The sequence below is a fragment of the Streptomyces sp. NPDC059002 genome, assembly GCF_042740435.1.
Lineage (GTDB): Bacteria > Actinomycetota > Actinomycetes > Streptomycetales > Streptomycetaceae > Streptomyces.
In genome coordinates this window covers 1-16238 of the sequence record NZ_JBHYJI010000012.1, presented here as the reverse complement: position 1 = coordinate 16238, position 16238 = coordinate 1, and the positions used below count along the sequence as shown (strand labels likewise).

Sequence of the window (16238 nt, the reverse complement as noted above, 5' to 3'; positions counted from 1 at the left end):
CTCAACGCCCCCCGAACACATGGCCCTTGCGCCGCATCAGCGCGATGAACACCGGCACCCCGACGAGTGCGGTGATGACGCCGAGCGGCAGTTCGCGCGGCGCGACCACCGTCCGGGACAGCAGATCGACCCACACCATGAAGATCGCGCCGACGAGCGGGGCGACGGCGAGCACCCGGGCGTGCGTGGCGCCGACGACCATCCGCACCAGGTGCGGCATGACGAGCCCCACGAAGCTGATGGCGCCGCTCACCGCGACCATCACGCCGGTGATCAGCGACACCAGCACGAGCAGATACCGACGATGCCGGTCGGCGCCGACACCGAGGCTCGCCGCGGTCTCGTCGCCCAGCGAGAGGACGTCCAGGGCGCGACCGTGCCGGTACAGGGCGACGAGACCGAGCAGCACGACCGCGGCCACCACGGGCAGCGCACCCCAACTGGCCGCGCCGAAGCTGCCCATCGTCCAGTACAGGACCATGCTGGTCGCCTCGCTGTCCGGCGCGAAGTAGATGATGACGCTCATCACGGCCTGGAAGCCGAGGGACATGGCGACACCCGTGAGGACGAGCCGCAGCGGCGAGAGGGCGCCCCGGCTCGACGAGGCGACGTACACGAGGAACGACGCGACGACCGCCCCGACGAAGGCGCCCGCGGACACCGCGTAGACGCCGAGCGCGGCGAGCCCGCCGGTCACCGTCACGCCGACCGCGCCCACCGACGCCCCCGACGAGACGCCCAGCACGAACGGGTCGGCGAGCGCGTTGCGCACCATCGCCTGGATGGCCACACCGACCGCGCTCAGACCGGCCCCGACCAGCGCGGCGAGCAGCACGCGCGGCGTCCGGATCTGCCAGATGATCTGGTACGTCGTCGTCTCGTCGGCGCCGATCCGGCCGCCGCTGAGCGCCGCCCACAGATAGCGGGCGGTGTCGCCCGGCGTGACCACGGCGGCGCCGAGCCCGATCGCCACGACGACGGAGGCGAGCAGGACCAGGAAGAGGACGACGCAGGTCAGGACGAGCGCCCTGGGGGAGGCGAGACGTTCCCGTACGCCGAAGACCTCGACGGGTCCTGCGGGCTCCTGGACGGTGGTGGTCATACGGAGTCCGCCTCGTCCCGCACGGGACAGGACCGCAGGACGAGCACCGCGGCCCCGACCGCGCCCACGACGAGGGCGCCGAACACGGCGGCCACGCCCGGATATCCGGCAAGGCCGAGGCCCGCGCCGCCGAGTGCCGCGCCGACGAAGACGCCGAGGCTCATCCCCGCGGCGTTGATGCCGAGCGCGGCGCCGCGCAGGCCAGGACCGCAGCGCCGCACGACCAGGCTGACCACGCAGGCCGCGACGACGGCGTGGCTCGCCGCGTGCAGCGAGGTCAGCGCGAGGGCGAGCGGCAGCCAGTGCGTGAAGTAGAAGCCCACGACGGAGACGAGCGCCGCCAACAGGCCGACGACCAGGAGCCGTTCGGTGCCGACGCGCGGCCCCGCGGCGTTGGTCAGCCGACCCGTGAGGAGGTTGCTGACGAAGAACGACGCGCCGCTCAGCGTCCACACGAAGGCGAAGAGCCCGGCGTCCAGATCGAACCGCTCCTCGTAGAACGCCGCCAGATAGGAGAGGTACCCCATGAACACGGCGGTGCGCAGGAGCGCGATCAGCAGCAGCGGTACGACGCCGCGCACCGCGCCCAGCGCCTTGAACGAGGCGACGTAGCCCAGGCGTTGACCGGTGGCCGCCTCCTGTGCGGCCGCCGTGTCCTTGCGGCGCACGACGAACACCGCCGCGAGCAGCAGCGAGAGCGCGGTCACCGCGAACAGGTCGCCCTGCCAGCCCCAGAACAGCGCGGGCAGCGCGATCACCGGCGCCGCGAGCATGGCGGTCATCGACTGCGTGGCGGTGACGAGCGTCGCCGCGCGCCCGGCCGCCTTGCCGCTGCCGAAGCGGTCGGCGGCCGCGGCGGTGAGTGCCGGGTTGAGCACGGACGTACTGGCGCCGACGAGCAGACAGAACACGGCGAGCAGCAGGAAGTCGCCGCTGGCGCCGAGCGCCGCGGAGAGCCCGAGCGCGGCGAGCCCGCCCGCCGCCGCCCACTCCTTGGGCACCCGGTCGATCAGCGGCGCGAGCGCGGTGCCCACCAACAGGGCGGCCAGACCGCCGAGTCCGCGCAGCCCGCCCATCGCGGCGACACTGCTGCCCGCCTCGTCGGCGATGGGCACCAGATAGGTGCTGAAGACGGTGAACGGCAGCAGTCCGACCGCGGAGGCGAGCAGCACGGGCCACAGCGCCCGCGCCATGCGCAGATCGCCGGGGACGGGCTCCTCGGCCTTGTCCGCCGCGGAGTCCTTGGTGTCGATGCTCATGCGACGGCTCCGTGCACGAGGGCGGCCCGGTACCGGTACATGGGCGTGGCGTCGGCGCTGAACTGGGAGAACGTGAACGGCTCCGCGTTGAGTCCGGTGACGCCCGCGCCGAGGAAGGCGCGGGCGACGGCGCTGCCGCTCTGCGCGTAGACGACCAGCGGCACCTCGTGCTCGACGCAGTGCCGCAGGATCAGGTCGAAGGTGCCGTTGCTGAGGGTCATGCCGGTGGCGACCACCGCGTCGGCCCCCGCGAGGACCTCGGTCATGTCGTCGGTGACGGGCTCGCCCCACGCGGTGGTGCGCAGGTTCAGGTCGCAGGGCAGGCAGACGCCGCCCCGCTCGCGTATCGCCGCGACCAGCGGATTGACGACGCCGATCAGGGCGACGCGGGCGCCGGGCGCGATGTCGAGGAGCCCGGCGATGGCGGCGTCGCGGGCCTCGGCGCGGACCTCGGGGGTGCCGGTCGGCAGCATGACGCGCTCGGCGTCGTCGGCGTCGCGGTGCGGGCGGACCGCGGCGAGATAGGCGTCGAGCGCGGCGGTCCGCACGGGCGCGGACTCGTGGCGGAGCAGCTTGTCCAGGGAGTGCCCGGAGGCGTTCTCGCAGAATTCCGGGGCGAGTTCACCGGCCTCGAAGGAGCAGGCGCCGAAGGAGTCGCCGACGCGGAGCAGCAGATAGTGGTTGTGGTAGGTGACGTCGCCGCCGGCCAGGCGGGTCGTGTTGTACAGCCAGAAGGCGCTGGTGACCGTCAGTTGCCTGGGGTCGGGGCCGTGGGCGCCCGCGAGGACGGCCTCGGTCAGCTCGGCGACGGTCCGGGGCGTGGGGTGCGACATGTGTGTTCTCTCTGAGGCGTGCAGGGGCCGGTGGGTCAGGATGCGGTGGCGGCGGGCCACTCCGCGGTGGACCAGGGGTGCCGCAGCTGGTCGAGCGAGGTGATCTCGTGCGGCTTCAACGTGTCGATGTCCAGGGCCTGTTCGTGCCGTGCGTAGGCGCTGTCGACATAGCGGTGTCCGGTGTCGGCCGCGATGAAGACGTAGGTGCGCGAGTCGTCCCTGCGCCGCTCCCACAGCGCGCCGAGATAGGCGGCGCCCGTGGAGAGTCCGGCGAAGATCCCGCTGGTCCGCAGCAGGGAGACCGCCCCGGACACGGCGTGCTCGAAGTTGATCCAGTGCACCCGGTCGTACAGGTCGTGCCGGACGTTCCTGAACTCGATCGCGCTGCCGATCCCGGCGATGATCATGTCGGGGTCCGCGACGTGCTCGGAGCCGAAGGTGACGCTGCCGAAGGGCTGCACGCCGACGAGCGAGACATCGCGGCCCGCCGCGCGCAGATAGGAGGCGATGGCGCCGGTCGACGCCCCCGACCCCACGCCGCCGACCAGCGCGAGGGGGCCCTCGGGCAGGTCCCGGCCGACCGCCTCGGCGACCTCGCGGTAGCCGTTGTAGTGGATGTCGTCGTGGTACTGCCGCATCCAGTGGTACGAGGGGTTCGCGGCGAGGATCTCGGCGATCCTGCGCACCCTCAACTCCTGGTCGAGGCGCAGGTTCTGGGACGGTGCGACCTGTTCGAGGGTGGCGCCGAGTATCTCCAGCTGGACCCGGGTCGAGCGGTCCACGGTGGTGGAGCCCACGATGTGGCACTTCATTCCGTACCGGTGGCAGGCGAGCGCGAGGGCCTGTGCGTAGATGCCGCTGGAGCTGTCGATGAGGGTGTCGCCCGGTTCGACGGCGCCCGTTTCGAGCAGGTGGCGGACGGCGCCGAGGGCCGAGTAGATCTTCATGGTCTCGAACCGGAGACAGGCCAGATCCGGTGCGAGGGATATGAGGTCGGGTTTCTTCACCGCTTCGGCGATGTGTGCGTGCATGACGGAGCTCCCCCGTAGGGACGTGATCAGGGCAGGAGGTGCCGGGGGAGAGCGGGAGCGCGGGTCCCCGGGACGCCGAGAGCATCACACTAGATGAAAATGATTGTCAAGAGCGTGTAGGGTCGGCGCACAGCTGTACGGAAACCAGTGACGACGGAAGACGGAACGCGCGTCCGATGACGCGGGGGAGGAGTCGCGTGAAACTGTCCCAGGAGGCCGGAGCCCGGCCCCGCCCGCCACGACAAGGGCCCGCGCGCACAGGGGTGGGCACCGCCTTCGGCACCTTCGGGGAACTGCTGCAGGGCGTACTGCCCGAGGACGACGGGGACTTCCTCGTGACCCTGCCCGTCGCCCGCTGGACCATGGCGACCTTCAGGACCGGCTCCGCGTCCGGGGAGCTGGAGGTCAGGCCGCACCACAAGACCAAGGCGCTCGGGCTCGCCCGGATGATCGCCGACGCCGCCCCGCGAGGGACGCGGCCCGACCGGGGCGGCGTGCTCACCGTGAGCAGCGTGATCCCCGAGGGCAAGGGGCTCGCCAGCTCCTCCGCCGACCTCGTCGCCACCGCGCGGGCGGTCGGCCGGGCCCTCGACGTCCCCATGCCGCCCGTGCGGATCGAGCGGCTCCTGTCCCGCATCGAACCCACCGACGGCGTGCTCTACCCCGCGATCGTCGCCTTCCACCACCGCACCGTGCGGCTCCGCGCGGTCCTCGGCTCGCTGCCCGCCATGGCCGTGGTCGGCATCGACGAGGGCGGCTCGGTCGACACGGTCGACTTCAACCGCATCCCCAAACCGTTCACCCCGGCCGACCGCCGCGCCTACGCGGACCTGCTCGACCGGCTCACCCGCGCGGTGCGCACGCACGACCTCGCGGAGGTGGGCAGGATCGCGACCCGCAGCGCCCTGATGAACCAACGCCTCAGACACAAAAGCTCGTTGGAGCCGATGCGGGCCGTCTGCCGCGAGGTCGGCGGACTCGGGGTCGCCGTCGGGCACAGCGGTACGACCCTGGGCGTCCTGCTCGACGCCACGGACCCCGCGTACACCCGGCGCGTCACGGCGGCGGCGCAGGCGTGCGCGGAGTTCGCGGGCGGCGTCGAGGTCTACCGCACCCTGAGCTTCGGCACCACGGGCGTCACCCCCGCCACGCCGAAGAGCGCAGCAGGCGCAGGCCGTTGAGCCCGACGAGGACCGTGGAGCCCTCGTGGCCCGCGACGCCGAGCGGCAGCGGCAGATGCCCCGCCAGATCCCACACCACCAGGGCGCCGATGCACACGGAGGCGATGACGAGGTTCTGCACCACCACGCGCCGGGCCCGCCGGGAGAGCGCCACGACCGCGGGCACGGCGGCGAGTTCGTCCCGCACGACGACCGCGTCCGCCGTCTCCAGGGTCAGATCGGAACCGGTGCCGCCCATGGCGATGCCGCTGTGCGCGACGGCGAGCGCGGGCGCGTCGTTCACGCCGTCGCCGACGACCAGGACACGCTCGCCCCGCTCCTCCCATTCCCGTACGACGGCGGCCTTGTCCTGCGGCAGCAGTCCGGCCCGTACGTCCTCGATCCCGGTCTCGGCGGCCACTCGCGCGGCGGCGCCCGGGCTGTCGCCGGTCAGCAGCACCGGGGCGGCGCCGGTGAGTTCCCGCAGCGCGGCGACGGCGTCGGCGGCCCCGGGGCGCGTCAGGTCGTCGAGGTGCAGCGTGGCCGAGGGGACGCCGTCGACGAGGACCACGACGACGGTACGGCCGTCCGGCGCCCCGCACGCGGACGCCGCGGCCTCGGGCAGCAGGTCCGGGCCGCCGACCCGGACCGTGCGGCCCGCCACGACCGCGCGCACGCCGCGGCCCGGCGTCGCGGCGAAGTCCCGGGCGTCCGCCAGGGCGAGGCCGCGCTCGCGTGCGGCGGCGACCACGGCGCGGGCCAGCGGATGTTCGCTGGGGTGCTCGGCGGCCGCGGCCAGGGCGAGCACCTCGTCCGCGGGGAGGCCCGCGCCGGGCAGCGTCCTGATGTCCGTCACGCGGGGCGTGCCCGCGGTGAGCGTGCCCGTCTTGTCGAGGGCGGCCTTCGTCACCGTCCCCAACCGCTCCATCGCGACGGCGGACTTGACGAGCACGCCGTGCCGTCCCGCGTTGGCGATCGCGGAGAGCAACGGCGGCATGGTGGCGAGCACCACCGCGCAGGGCGAGGCCACGATCATGAAGGTCATGGCGCGGAGCAGCGTCGCGGTGAAGTCGGCGCCGAGCGCCAGCGGGACGGTGAAGAGCGCGAGGGTGGCCGCCACCACGCCCACCGAGTAGCGCTGTTCGACCTTCTCGATGAACAGCTGCGTCGGAGCCTTGGTCCCGCTCGCCTCCTCGACCATGGCCACGATGCGGGCGATCACCGAGTCGCCCGGGGCACGGCCGACGCGTACCCGCAGCACACCGGTGCCGTTGAGCGTGCCCGCGAACACCTCGTCGCCCGCGGCCTTGGGCACCGGCAGCGGCTCGCCGGTGATGGTGGCCTGGTCGACCTCGCTGCCGCCGTCGAGCACGGTGCCGTCGGCGGGCAGCCGCTCACCGGGCCGTACGAGAACGGTCTCGCCGATCCGCAGCTCCGCCGCGGGCACGCGTTCCTCCGCGCCCCGCGCCGTGACCCGCACGGCCAGGGCGGGGGCCAGGTCGAGCAGTCCGCGCACGGAGTCCGCGGTGCGCCGGGTCGCCAGGGCCTCCAGGGCGCCGGACACCGCGAAGATGACGATGAGCAGGCCGCCGTCGAGGAACTGCCCGATGGCCGCGGCGCCGACGGCGGCCACCACCATCAGGAGATCGACGTCGAGGCTCCGCTCCCGCAGCGCCCGGAGCCCCTCGAAGGCGGGCTCCCAGCCACCGGCCGCGTAACAGAGCGCGTACAGCGGCCCCCACGACCAGGCGGGCGCCCCGGCGAGATCGAGCGGGAACGCGAGCAGGAAGGCGGCCGTGGACAGCGCCGCCCAGCGGACCTCGGGCAGGGCGAGCAGCCGGGCGCGGCGCGGTGGTGCGGGCGGCGCGGGTGCGGGGGCCGGGGACGGACGGTCGCCCACCAGTGCGGAGGACATCGGGACACACCTCTTCAACGGGGCAGCGGGGCGGCAGGGGAGAGTGCGCCGGAGGTCCAGCGGGACCACCCGGCGTACGACGTCCTCACCATAGCGGAACACATGAAGAGGTCTTCAAGTATGCGACGAGTAGGATTGCCGCATGGGACACGGAGTCGACAGCGAGATCAGCCCCGCCACGCACCTGGACGCGGACTCCGCCGCCACGATCGCCGCCACCCTGCAGGCGCTGGCCACCCCGTCACGCCTGATGATCCTCACGAAGCTGCGCCAGGGCCCGTGCGGCGTCGGCGCGCTCGCCGAGGCCGTCGGCATGGAACAGTCCGCGGTCTCCCACCAGTTGCGCCTGCTCCGCGCCCTCGGCCTGGTCTCCGGCGTGCGCCAGGGCCGCCGCATCGTCTACAGCCTCTACGACAACCACGTGGCGCAGCTCCTGGACGAGGCCGTCTACCACATCGAGCACCTGCGCCTCGGCGCCCGCGACCTGCCCGACCGGGACGCGCTCGGCTGAACCGGCTCAGCGGGGCGCGCGGTGCACGCCGACCCCGGAAAGACCACGGGCGATGTCCGGGCGCAGCACCAGGTCCTCGTCGTACTCCCCGCCGTTCTCATGGCGGAAGGGCAGCGGCTCCGTGGTGTGCAGGGTGCGCAGCCGCTCGCGCAGGGCGGCCGCGCCGTGCGAACGGCCCGACTCCGTGAGGCGGTCGGCGCCGTACACCACGAACGGCGGGAGCGCGGCCATGCCCGTGTACCAGAACGTGCCGTGCAGCAACGGGAAGAGGACCTCCTCGATCGACCCGTGGATGCCGCGCGGGCCGAAGCCGGACTCGCGGGCGCCGACCGACGTGACGACCAGCGCGCGCTTGCCCGCGAGGCCCCCGTCGCCGTACCGCAGGGTCCGCCCGTCGGGACCCTCGATGCCGAAACCGAAGCCCTGGACCAGGACGCGGTCGAACCAGCCCTTCAGGATCGCGGGCGGACCGAACCACCACAGCGGGAACTGGAAGACGAGCGTGTCCGCCCAGGCGATCTTCTCCTGCTCGACGAGGATGTCCTTGCTCAACTCCCCGTCCCCGTAGGCACGCTGCTGCTCCCGCCCCACGAAGAGCCGCTCGCGCGGACCGTCCCCGAAGTCGTCGGCGTCCACGACGGCCTTCCAGCCCATGGCGTACAGATCACTGACGCGGTGCTCGTGCCCGAGCTCCTCCAGTGTGCGCAGTCCCTCGGTCATCAAGGAGCCGTTCAGGGAGCGCTGTTCGGGATGGGCGAACACCCAGAGAATCTTCATGCCCCGATCCTGCGCGGGCCGCCCGCGCGGCAGCGACCGGCCGGATGGCCATGGTCCGCAAGGATCTGGCCACGACCGTGGAGGGGCTGGCTGCGGACCGGCCCTAGGCCGCCCGTCGCTCGGTGGCGTCGATGAAGTCGTGCAGGACGTCGCGCGAGCGGACGAGCGTGTCGATGTTGTCGTCGAGGCCGCGCAGACGCTGCCGCAGGACGTCGAGGAGTTCGGGGCAGGAGTAGAAGTGGGGGGCCGCCCCGATGGCGCACGGCAGCATGTACGCGATCTCCTGCGTCGAGAGACCGGCTTCGAGCAGGTTCCTGATCTGCTGCACCGTCAGCACGTCGGCGTCGTCGTAGTCGCGGTAGCCATTGCTGCCGCGGCCGGGCTCCAGCAGGCCCTGGGCCTCGTAATACCGCAGCTGGTGCGCGTGCACCCCGGTTCGTCTGCTCAGTTCCCCGATCAGCACGCCATGCCCCCTTGACCTTCATACCGGTGTGAAGGTTGACGATTCTGCCATGCCCAACAACCCCTCCGAGAAAGGGCACATGATGCGCAACCACGAGGCGGAGCACACCCCGGTCACGGTCATCGGCCTTGGCCTCATGGGGCAGGCCCTCGCCGGGGCGTTCCTGCGCGCGGGACACCCCACGACCGTGTGGAACAGGACGGCGTCGAAGGCCGAAGAGCTGGTCGCCCAGGGCGCGAAGAGCGCCGGATCGGTCGCCGAAGCGGTCGCGGCCGGTCCGCTCGTGGTCGTCTGCGTCTCGGACCACGACGCCGTACGCACCCTCCTCGACCCGCTCGACGAGACGGCCCTCACCGGCCGCACCCTGGTGAACCTGACCTCGGGCACCTCGGCCCAGGCCCGCGAGAACGCCGCATGGGCGGCCCGGCGGGGCGCCCACTACCTCGACGGCGCGATCCTGGCGGGACCCGACGCGATCGGCACGGCGGACGGCGTCGTCCTGCTGAGCGGGGAGCGCTCGGCCTTCGCGCCGCACGAGTCCACGCTCACCAGTCTCGGCGCGGGCACGGCGTTCCTCGGCGACGACCACGGTCTCGCGGCGCTGTACGACGCGGCAGGCCTCGTCATGATGTGGAGCATCCTGAACGGCTTCCTGCAGGGCGCCGCGCTGCTCGGCACGGCCGGGGTGGACGCCACGGAGTTCACCCCGTTCATCACGCAGGGAATAGGAACCGTCGCGGGCTGGTTGCCCGGCTACGCGCGACAGATCGACGACGGCGCGTACCCCGCCGACGACGCCGCCATCGACACCCATCTGGCCACGATGGACCACCTCATCCACGAGAGCGAGTTCCTAGGTGTGAACCCCGAACTCCCCCGGTTCATCAAGGCCCTTGCCGACCGGGCCGTGGCCCGAGGGCACGGTGGGAGCGGCTATGCGGCGATGATCGAACAGTTCCGTCAGCACTCAGGGAAGTGACCATGACCTCGACCCCCTTCAACCCGCGCACCCTGCTCGCCGAGAGCCGGCTCGGGGTGCTCGCCACGATCAAGTCCGACGGGCGGCCCCAGCTCTCGCCCGTCATGCCCTTCTACGACGAGAAGGCCGGTCTCCTCTATGTCTCGATGACCGAGGGCCGGGCCAAGACCGCGAACCTGCGCCGCGACCCGCGCGCCACCCTCGAGGTGACGGGCCCCGACGGCAAGGAGTGGGCCACCGCCGAGGGCGTGGCGACCCTCAAGGGCCCGTCCCAGGATCCGCACGGACCCGAGGTCGAGGCGCTGGTGGACTACTACCGCCTCGCCGCGGGGGAGCACCCGGACTGGGACGAGTACCGGGCGGTCATGGTGTCCGACCGGCGGGTGCTCATGGTCATGACGGTCGACCACGTCTACGGCGCGAGCATCCGCTGACGCGCAGGTCGCCGGAGGGCTAGGGCCTGTCCGGGTCAACGCTCCGCGTTGCCGCCCTCCTCCGCCTTGCAGCTGCACGCACCAGACCCCGCTCACCAGCACCGAAAGTGAGCGCCACCCGCTCGCGACCTGATCCGCCGGACAGGCCCTAGGGGGTGGGCGGATCCGGCGACGGGTGGGACTCCGCCCACATCCCCATGACGACCACGGTGATGACGCAGAACGCGATGACCGTCTCCGCCCAGAGGAAGGCGATGTAGTCGAGGAGCGAGCCGATGGGCGGCGCGCCGGGAGCGGTGTTGCGGAAGGCGGCGAGCGCGAAGAGCGTGGCGGCCATCCAGCCGAGCGCGGGCCAGGTCAGGCCCTTGCGGCGGGAGAGCAGGAACCAGGCGCCGATCAGTACGGCGATGGCCAGCGCCCACATCGCCGCCATCATGAAGACCGCGAAGATGAGGACGCTGGTGGAGCGGGCGACGTCGACGTAGAACACGGCGGCGCCGTCCTCCTCGGTGGCGTCGACCGCGGCCGCGAACAGCGCGTCGTTGTTCGTCAGCGTCATCCGGACGGGCACGGCCTCACCGCCCTGCACGGCGCCGAATGCGAGTTCCGTGTCGTACGCGTCGAAGGGGTAGTCGGTGATCGAGCCCGCCGTCAGGGTGACGGGCACGTCCACCGTCGAGATCCTGCTGTGCGCGGGGAAGGAGAGATCTCCCCGGACCGCGGCCGACGTCTGGAGCGTGAGGGGTTCGGCGGGGGCGACGCCGCCCGCCTCCGCGAGCCGTCCGCGCGGGGTGACCAGGAGACGCAGGACCAGCTCCCGGCCCGCCGCGTCGACCCGCTGGACGGACGCCGTGATGTCCACCCGGTCCCGCGCCGAACCGCCCGCGCGATAGCGGGTGTCCAGGCTCTGGCGCTCACCGAACTGCAGCCAGACCCCGAAGGCGGCGGCCGCCGCCACGGCACAGAGCACCAGGCCCGCGATCAGCAGTCTGCCGCGGGACCTGGCGAGGCGTCGCATCGTGGCCACGGCCGCTCCAAGGGGTGGGACCCGGTCAGTCGACCGGCTTGCCGGGCTCGTCGTGCGTGGCGCAGTGGATGCCGCCGCCGCCGGAGGCGATGGTGTCGATGTTGATCTGTACGACGTCGCGCTTGGGGAAGTGCTCCTGGAGGATGCTCTTCGCGCGCTTGTCCGCCTTGCGGTCGCCGAACTTGGGCAGGAACACGGAGTCGTTGGCGACGTAGAAGTTGGCGTACGTCGACACGAAGTCGTCGCCCTCGCCGGTGATCTCGTACAGGTCGGGCTGCGGCAGATCGACGATCTCGAAGGGGCGCCCCTTGGCGTCGGTCGCCTTGCTCAGCACGGACCTCGCCTGGTCGGCCGCGCGCGACCAGGAGTCGGCGGGCGTGTCCGCGTGCGCCTTGTCGAGGAGCACCACACCGGGCGCGGTGAACCGTACGAGGCTGTCCACATGGGCGTCGGTGATGTCCTGCCCGCGCACACCGGCCAGCCAGATGACCTTCTTGATGCCCAGCGTCCGCTTGAGCTCGTCCTCGATCTGGTCCCGGCTCTTGCCGCGGTTGCGGTTGTCGTTGACGATCGAGCTCTCGGTGACCAGGAGCGTGCCCTCGCCGTCGGTCTCGAACGAGCCGCCCTCGGCGACCAGCGGCGCCTTCTTGCGGGGGATGTCGTACTCGGCGAGGAGCTTGCGGCCCACCTGGGCGTCGTTGGTGTGCTCCTGCTTGTTGCCCCACCCGTTGAAGTTGAAGTCGATGCCGGTGACCTTGCCGTCGTCCTCCACGAACACCGGCACCGTGTCGCGGGCCCACAGGTCGTCGACGGCCATCGGGATGACCTCGACGTCGCGCCCGCACGCCTTCTGGGCGGCCTTGAGCTGGTCGGGCCTCGCCATCATCACGACGTACTCGTACTCCGCGATGGCGCGGGCGATGCGGGCGATGTCCTCGCGGACGTAGCGGAGGTCGTCCTCCCACACCGACTCGAGGGCGGGCCACGACATGAAGGTGCGCGCGTGGCTCTCCCACTCGGCGCCCATCCGGATGCCCTCGGCCGCCGTGTCCTGGTCGCCCGCGGTGCTCGCGCCGGCCACGGAGTCGCCGGGGCCGCAGGCCGAAGCGCCCAGGACGACGGCGCCGATGCCGGCGATCGCGCGGAGGGCCGAACGGCGGGAGGGGAGGAGCTGGGACACGGTGGACTCCGATCATCGTGTGGGGGACAAACTAGCCGCGGGTACGCGGGGGCGCTCGGTGAGCGCGGCGCGGTGCGGCACCGGGTGCGGCCGGATTCCGCGGGGGCGGATGGGGCGGCCGTTGCTTCCGGGGCTGTCCCACCCACTGTGACACGGACTGAAAATTCAGTCAAAGACGAGGGGAGTGGTGTGCCGGGCGAGCCGGGTCAGCTCCACCGCCAGGGCGTCCCGCATGAGCTCGCGGGCGTGCCCCAGGGGCAGCAGCCCGCTGAGCCAGCGCGTGCTGAGCCCTTCCAGGGTGGCGGTGAGCCGCTCGGCGGACTCGGTCAGCGCGGGTGCGGACGCGGCCGGATGGACGCGGCCGATGGCACAGCTCAGCTCGCCGATCCAGACCGTCCTGGCCGCCGCGAGCGCGTGCCGCAGCTCGGGATCGAAGACCGCGGTGGCCTGCAACTCGCCCCAGGCCGTGCTGTTCTCGCGCACCTCGGGCCGGTCCTGGAACTCCAGGAGCAGCGAGCGCTCCAGGTCCCGGCGCGGATCGCTGTCACGCTCCCGCCGCGGGTGTCCCGACGTGTAGCGCCCGGCCCGGTCGCTGATGAACTCCAGGGTGTGGTGCAGGATGCCCGCGCGGTCCTTGAAGTGGTAGTAGACGAGGGCGGTGGAGACGCCCGCCTCGGCGGCGACCTCCGTCACCCGCAGGCCCCGGACCCCGTGCCGGGCGATGACCCTGGCCGCCCCTCTCAGGATCGCCGCCCTGCGGTCCGCCCCCACGTCGCGCCCTCCCGGTGCACCCGCTGATCAACGGCACGCATCGTCTCACATTGACTGAAACTTTGGTTAGCGGCACGATCGTCCCCCGTGGCGGCCCGGCCGCCGCGCCACCGCGTGCCGCGACCGACCCGTCCCGCACCTCGGCCCCGCCCTCTCGCCGAAAGAGCCACCGCATGTCCCCTCAGCCTCCCGGCGTGCCGTCCGCCCACGCGCCCCTGTCGGCCGACGACCCCCGCGAGATCGGCGGCTACCGCCTGCGCGCCCGGCTCGGCGCCGGTGGCATGGGGGTCGTATACCTGGCCCATACGCCCGGCGGGCGGCCCATCGCCCTGAAAGCGGTGCGGGACGAGTTCGCCGCCGACCCGGAGTTCCGCAGGCGCTTCGCCCACGAAGTGGCCAGCGCCCGGAGCATCCACGGACTGTTCACCGCGCAGGTCGTCGACTCGGGAGTGGACGCCCCCACCCCGTGGCTCGCCACCGCCTACGTGCCGGGACTCTCCCTCCAGGAGGTCGTCCGGCGGCACGGCCCGCTGCCCGTACGGACGGTGCTGCTGCTCGTCGCGGGCATCGCGGAGGCGCTCCAGGCCATCCACTGGGCCGGGGTCGTCCACCGGGACCTCAAACCGGCCAACGTGCTGATCGCCGAGGACGGGCCCCGCGTCATCGACTTCGGCATCGCACGCGCCGCCGATGCCACCGGCCTGACCGGCACCGGACTCCGGATCGGCACCGCCGCGTACATGGCGCCGGAGCAGGCGCAGGGTCTGGCGGTGACCCCGGCGACCGACGTCTTCGCGCTCGGCGCGCTCGCCGCGTACGTGGCCGGGGGAGTGCTCCCGTTCGGCGACGGGCCCGAGTCCGCCGCGCTGTACCGGGTGGTCCACGAGGCGCCCGACCTCTCCAGGGTGCCGCGTGACCTGCACGATCTGCTGGGCCGCTGTCTGGCCAAGCGCCCGGGGGACCGGCCCGACCCGGCCGAACTGATCGCTGCGGCCCGGGCCCATCCCCTCATGGGCGCACGCCCCGAATTCACCGACGGGTGGCTGCCGCGCGGGATCAGCAGCGAGATCGCGACCCGCGACGCGCCGCAGGAGCCGACCCTGAGCGCCGGTCCGGGGTCGGGCGGCCCCCGCCCCGTCCACGCCCAGCCCACCCTCGCCGCCGTCCCCGCCGCCGACCGGGACCACCCCGACCGGGACCCCGACGACGGTCCGCGGGGTGCCACCGAACCACGCCGTGCCCGCCGCGGCCGACGTCGCAGGTCCCTGCTCGCCCTGGCGGTCGCGACGGCGGTCCTCGTCTCGCTCGGCGGCGCGGCGTACTACGTACTCGACCGGCGCGCGGGCACGCAGCGAGACCCCTCCGACGCCTCACACGGACCCGACGCACCGTCCCCCCGCCCAACGGGGCCGCCGCACTCGCCCTCGCCGTCGCCCTCTTCCGGGGCCGCGTACGTGCCGGACTACACGGACGCCGAACTCACCGCCCCCGACCCGGACTACGAGTTCGACCTCTCGGCGGGAAAGGTCGTCCCCGCCGAGACCGCCACGTGGTACCTGGAGCGGACCGGCACCGAGTTCGTCCTGCCCGAGGACAGCGACGCCTTCGTGGCCGCCGGATACGTGCTGAGTCCCGCCGAATGCGTACGGGGCATCGAGACGGAACCGGTGACCGAGCTCCCGTTCGACGAGCTGGCCGACGAACGCCCCTTCTGCGTCCGCAGCCCGGACGGCAAGAGCATCGTCATCGTGCGCCTGGTCGAGGCGATACCCGGCGAAGGGCCCGTCACCGTGGTCATGAGCCGCCACCACAAGGGCGGCTGACGCCCCGCCCGCGCCCGGGTCCCGGCCCCCGTGCCCGCCGAAAGGCCGAGATCACGGGGGTCGGACCGGCCCGGTAGGGTTCGGATCCATGGCGCCTCGCACTACTCAGATCCTCGAAGCGGCCGCACGGCTGATCGCCCGCCGCGGTGTCCGCGGCCTGCGCGTCGAAGAGCTCGCCGCCGAAGCGGGCGTCTCGACCGGGTTGATCTACTACCACTTCAAGGACCGCACCGGGATCCTGCGCCACACCCTGGAGTTCATCAACGACCGCGCCGAGCGCTACACCACGGGCCGCGACCCCGACGCCGAACCGCTCGCCCCCCGCGAGGAGCTGGACGAGATCCTGCTGCTCGAACTGCAGGACACCCCCGAGGTCAGGGAGAACAGCTCCGCCTGGGGCGAGTTGCGGGCCAGCGCCGTCTTCGACGAGGTGCTGCGCGAGGACCTCGCCAGGGCGACGCTGGTGTGGGTGCAGGAGGTGGCGGCCCTGCTCGGGCAGGTGCGGCCGATGACCCCGGCGCCCGCACTCGCCGCGGCCGGCGAGCGGCTCACCGCCCTCCTGGAGGGGCTCAGCATGCGGTGGCTCAGCGGCGGACTGCAGCTCGAGCATGCGCGTGACCTGATGCGGGGCGCGATCGACGCGGAGCTGGCGTTGTTGCGGGAGAAGTAGCCGCTTCTTTCATCGGCTCTGGCGGGATGCGGTCCCGCCTCTCTATGTCTTCCTTGTGAGGTCTCCTCGTTTCCTTTGAGGTTTCCTCGGCCCCACACCATTGACTGAAAATTCAGTCAGTGCCACAGTGAGGCCCCGCCGCACTTCCCGGAGCGAGGAACGAACCCATGCGCCTGACCCCCACCGAACGTGACCGGTTGCTGCTCTTCGGGGCTGCCGAGCTCGCCAGGTCCCGCAAGGCGCGTGGTCTCCGGCTCAATGTGCCCGAGGCGACGGCGTTGATCGCGGATGCGGTGTGTGAGG

The 16238-nt window shown here is 72.5% G+C and carries 17 protein-coding genes; 7 read left to right on the top strand and 10 right to left on the bottom strand.

Annotated elements, in window-relative coordinates:
- Nucleotide 1: 1 nt before the first annotated feature.
- Genes ACFWZ2_RS13680 through ACFWZ2_RS13665 form a run of 4 tightly spaced genes read right to left on the bottom strand, consistent with a single transcriptional unit; the run spans nt 2 to nt 4225 of the window.
- A complete protein-coding gene (locus ACFWZ2_RS13680) occupies nt 2-1102 on the bottom strand; it encodes a FecCD family ABC transporter permease (protein ID WP_384545264.1) in 1101 nt (366 codons plus the stop codon).
- Nucleotides 1099-2361: an MFS transporter gene (locus ACFWZ2_RS13675; RefSeq protein WP_384545263.1), complete on the bottom strand. Its 1263-nt coding sequence runs from the start codon at nt 2359-2361 to the stop codon at nt 1099-1101. Before ACFWZ2_RS13675 ends, ACFWZ2_RS13680 begins: the two co-directional genes overlap by 4 nt.
- Nucleotides 2358-3194, bottom strand: coding sequence for a Rossmann-like domain-containing protein (locus tag ACFWZ2_RS13670; protein ID WP_384545262.1), 837 nt, complete (start codon nt 3192-3194; stop codon nt 2358-2360). Before ACFWZ2_RS13670 ends, ACFWZ2_RS13675 begins: the two co-directional genes overlap by 4 nt.
- Before the next feature lie 35 nt (nt 3195-3229).
- Nucleotides 3230-4225, bottom strand: a complete 996-nt coding sequence (locus tag ACFWZ2_RS13665; protein ID WP_384545261.1) for a pyridoxal-phosphate dependent enzyme — start codon at nt 4223-4225, stop codon at nt 3230-3232.
- Nucleotides 4226-4422: 197 nt separating this feature from the next.
- On the opposite strand from ACFWZ2_RS13665, the gene ACFWZ2_RS13660 reads away from it, so the two are divergent.
- Nucleotides 4423-5406: a kinase gene (locus ACFWZ2_RS13660; RefSeq protein WP_384545260.1), complete on the top strand. Its 984-nt coding sequence runs from the start codon at nt 4423-4425 to the stop codon at nt 5404-5406.
- On the opposite strand, the gene ACFWZ2_RS13655 is transcribed toward ACFWZ2_RS13660, so the two are convergent.
- Complete coding sequence (locus tag ACFWZ2_RS13655; protein WP_384545259.1) at nt 5363-7300, bottom strand: heavy metal translocating P-type ATPase; 1938 nt, start codon at nt 7298-7300, stop codon at nt 5363-5365. The genes ACFWZ2_RS13660 and ACFWZ2_RS13655 overlap by 44 nt on opposite strands.
- Before the next feature lie 142 nt (nt 7301-7442).
- On the opposite strand from ACFWZ2_RS13655, the gene ACFWZ2_RS13650 reads away from it, so the two are divergent.
- Nucleotides 7443-7811: an ArsR/SmtB family transcription factor gene (locus ACFWZ2_RS13650; protein WP_384545258.1), complete on the top strand. Its 369-nt coding sequence runs from the start codon at nt 7443-7445 to the stop codon at nt 7809-7811.
- 6 nt (nt 7812-7817) lie between these two features.
- On the opposite strand, the gene ACFWZ2_RS13645 is transcribed toward ACFWZ2_RS13650, so the two are convergent.
- Nucleotides 7818-8588 (bottom strand): NAD(P)H-dependent oxidoreductase, encoded by a 771-nt coding sequence (locus tag ACFWZ2_RS13645; RefSeq protein WP_384545257.1) that lies wholly within the window; start codon nt 8586-8588, stop codon nt 7818-7820.
- A gap of 103 nt (nt 8589-8691) precedes the next feature.
- Nucleotides 8692-9051 (bottom strand): MerR family transcriptional regulator, encoded by a 360-nt coding sequence (locus ACFWZ2_RS13640; protein WP_384545256.1) that lies wholly within the window; start codon nt 9049-9051, stop codon nt 8692-8694.
- A gap of 82 nt (nt 9052-9133) precedes the next feature.
- Here ACFWZ2_RS13640 and ACFWZ2_RS13635 point away from each other — a divergent pair, with 82 nt between their 5' ends.
- Together ACFWZ2_RS13635 and ACFWZ2_RS13630 are read left to right on the top strand one after the other, a co-directional pair.
- Nucleotides 9134-10030: an NAD(P)-dependent oxidoreductase gene (locus ACFWZ2_RS13635; RefSeq protein WP_384545423.1), complete on the top strand. Its 897-nt coding sequence runs from the start codon at nt 9134-9136 to the stop codon at nt 10028-10030.
- Nucleotides 10031-10032: 2 nt separating this feature from the next.
- A complete protein-coding gene (locus ACFWZ2_RS13630) occupies nt 10033-10464 on the top strand; it encodes a PPOX class F420-dependent oxidoreductase (protein ID WP_384545255.1) in 432 nt (143 codons plus the stop codon).
- A gap of 148 nt (nt 10465-10612) precedes the next feature.
- Here the strand turns inward: ACFWZ2_RS13630 and ACFWZ2_RS13625 are convergent, their stop codons facing one another.
- The 3 genes from ACFWZ2_RS13625 to ACFWZ2_RS13615 form a co-directional block, all read right to left on the bottom strand.
- Entirely contained in the window at nt 10613-11482 is an 870-nt protein-coding gene (locus ACFWZ2_RS13625; RefSeq protein WP_384545422.1) for a DUF4436 family protein, read from the bottom strand.
- Between the two features lie 34 nt (nt 11483-11516).
- A complete protein-coding gene (locus ACFWZ2_RS13620; protein ID WP_384545254.1) occupies nt 11517-12671 on the bottom strand; it encodes an agmatine/peptidylarginine deiminase in 1155 nt (384 codons plus the stop codon).
- A gap of 165 nt (nt 12672-12836) precedes the next feature.
- Nucleotides 12837-13442 carry a TetR/AcrR family transcriptional regulator gene (locus tag ACFWZ2_RS13615; RefSeq protein WP_384545253.1) on the bottom strand — a complete coding sequence of 202 codons (606 nt, stop codon included), beginning with the start codon at nt 13440-13442 and terminating at the stop codon, nt 12837-12839.
- 173 nt (nt 13443-13615) lie between these two features.
- Between ACFWZ2_RS13615 and ACFWZ2_RS13610 the strand changes: the two genes are divergently transcribed.
- From ACFWZ2_RS13610 to ACFWZ2_RS13600, 3 genes are all read left to right on the top strand, one after another.
- Nucleotides 13616-15265, top strand: coding sequence for a serine/threonine-protein kinase (locus tag ACFWZ2_RS13610; protein ID WP_384545252.1), 1650 nt, complete (start codon nt 13616-13618; stop codon nt 15263-15265).
- An 88-nt stretch (nt 15266-15353) separates the two neighbouring features.
- Nucleotides 15354-15935, top strand: a complete 582-nt coding sequence (locus ACFWZ2_RS13605; RefSeq protein WP_384545251.1) for a TetR/AcrR family transcriptional regulator — start codon at nt 15354-15356, stop codon at nt 15933-15935.
- Between the two features lie 167 nt (nt 15936-16102).
- Nucleotides 16103-16238: urease subunit gamma (locus tag ACFWZ2_RS13600; RefSeq protein WP_384545421.1), on the top strand; the 136-nt coding region annotated here is incomplete at its 3' end.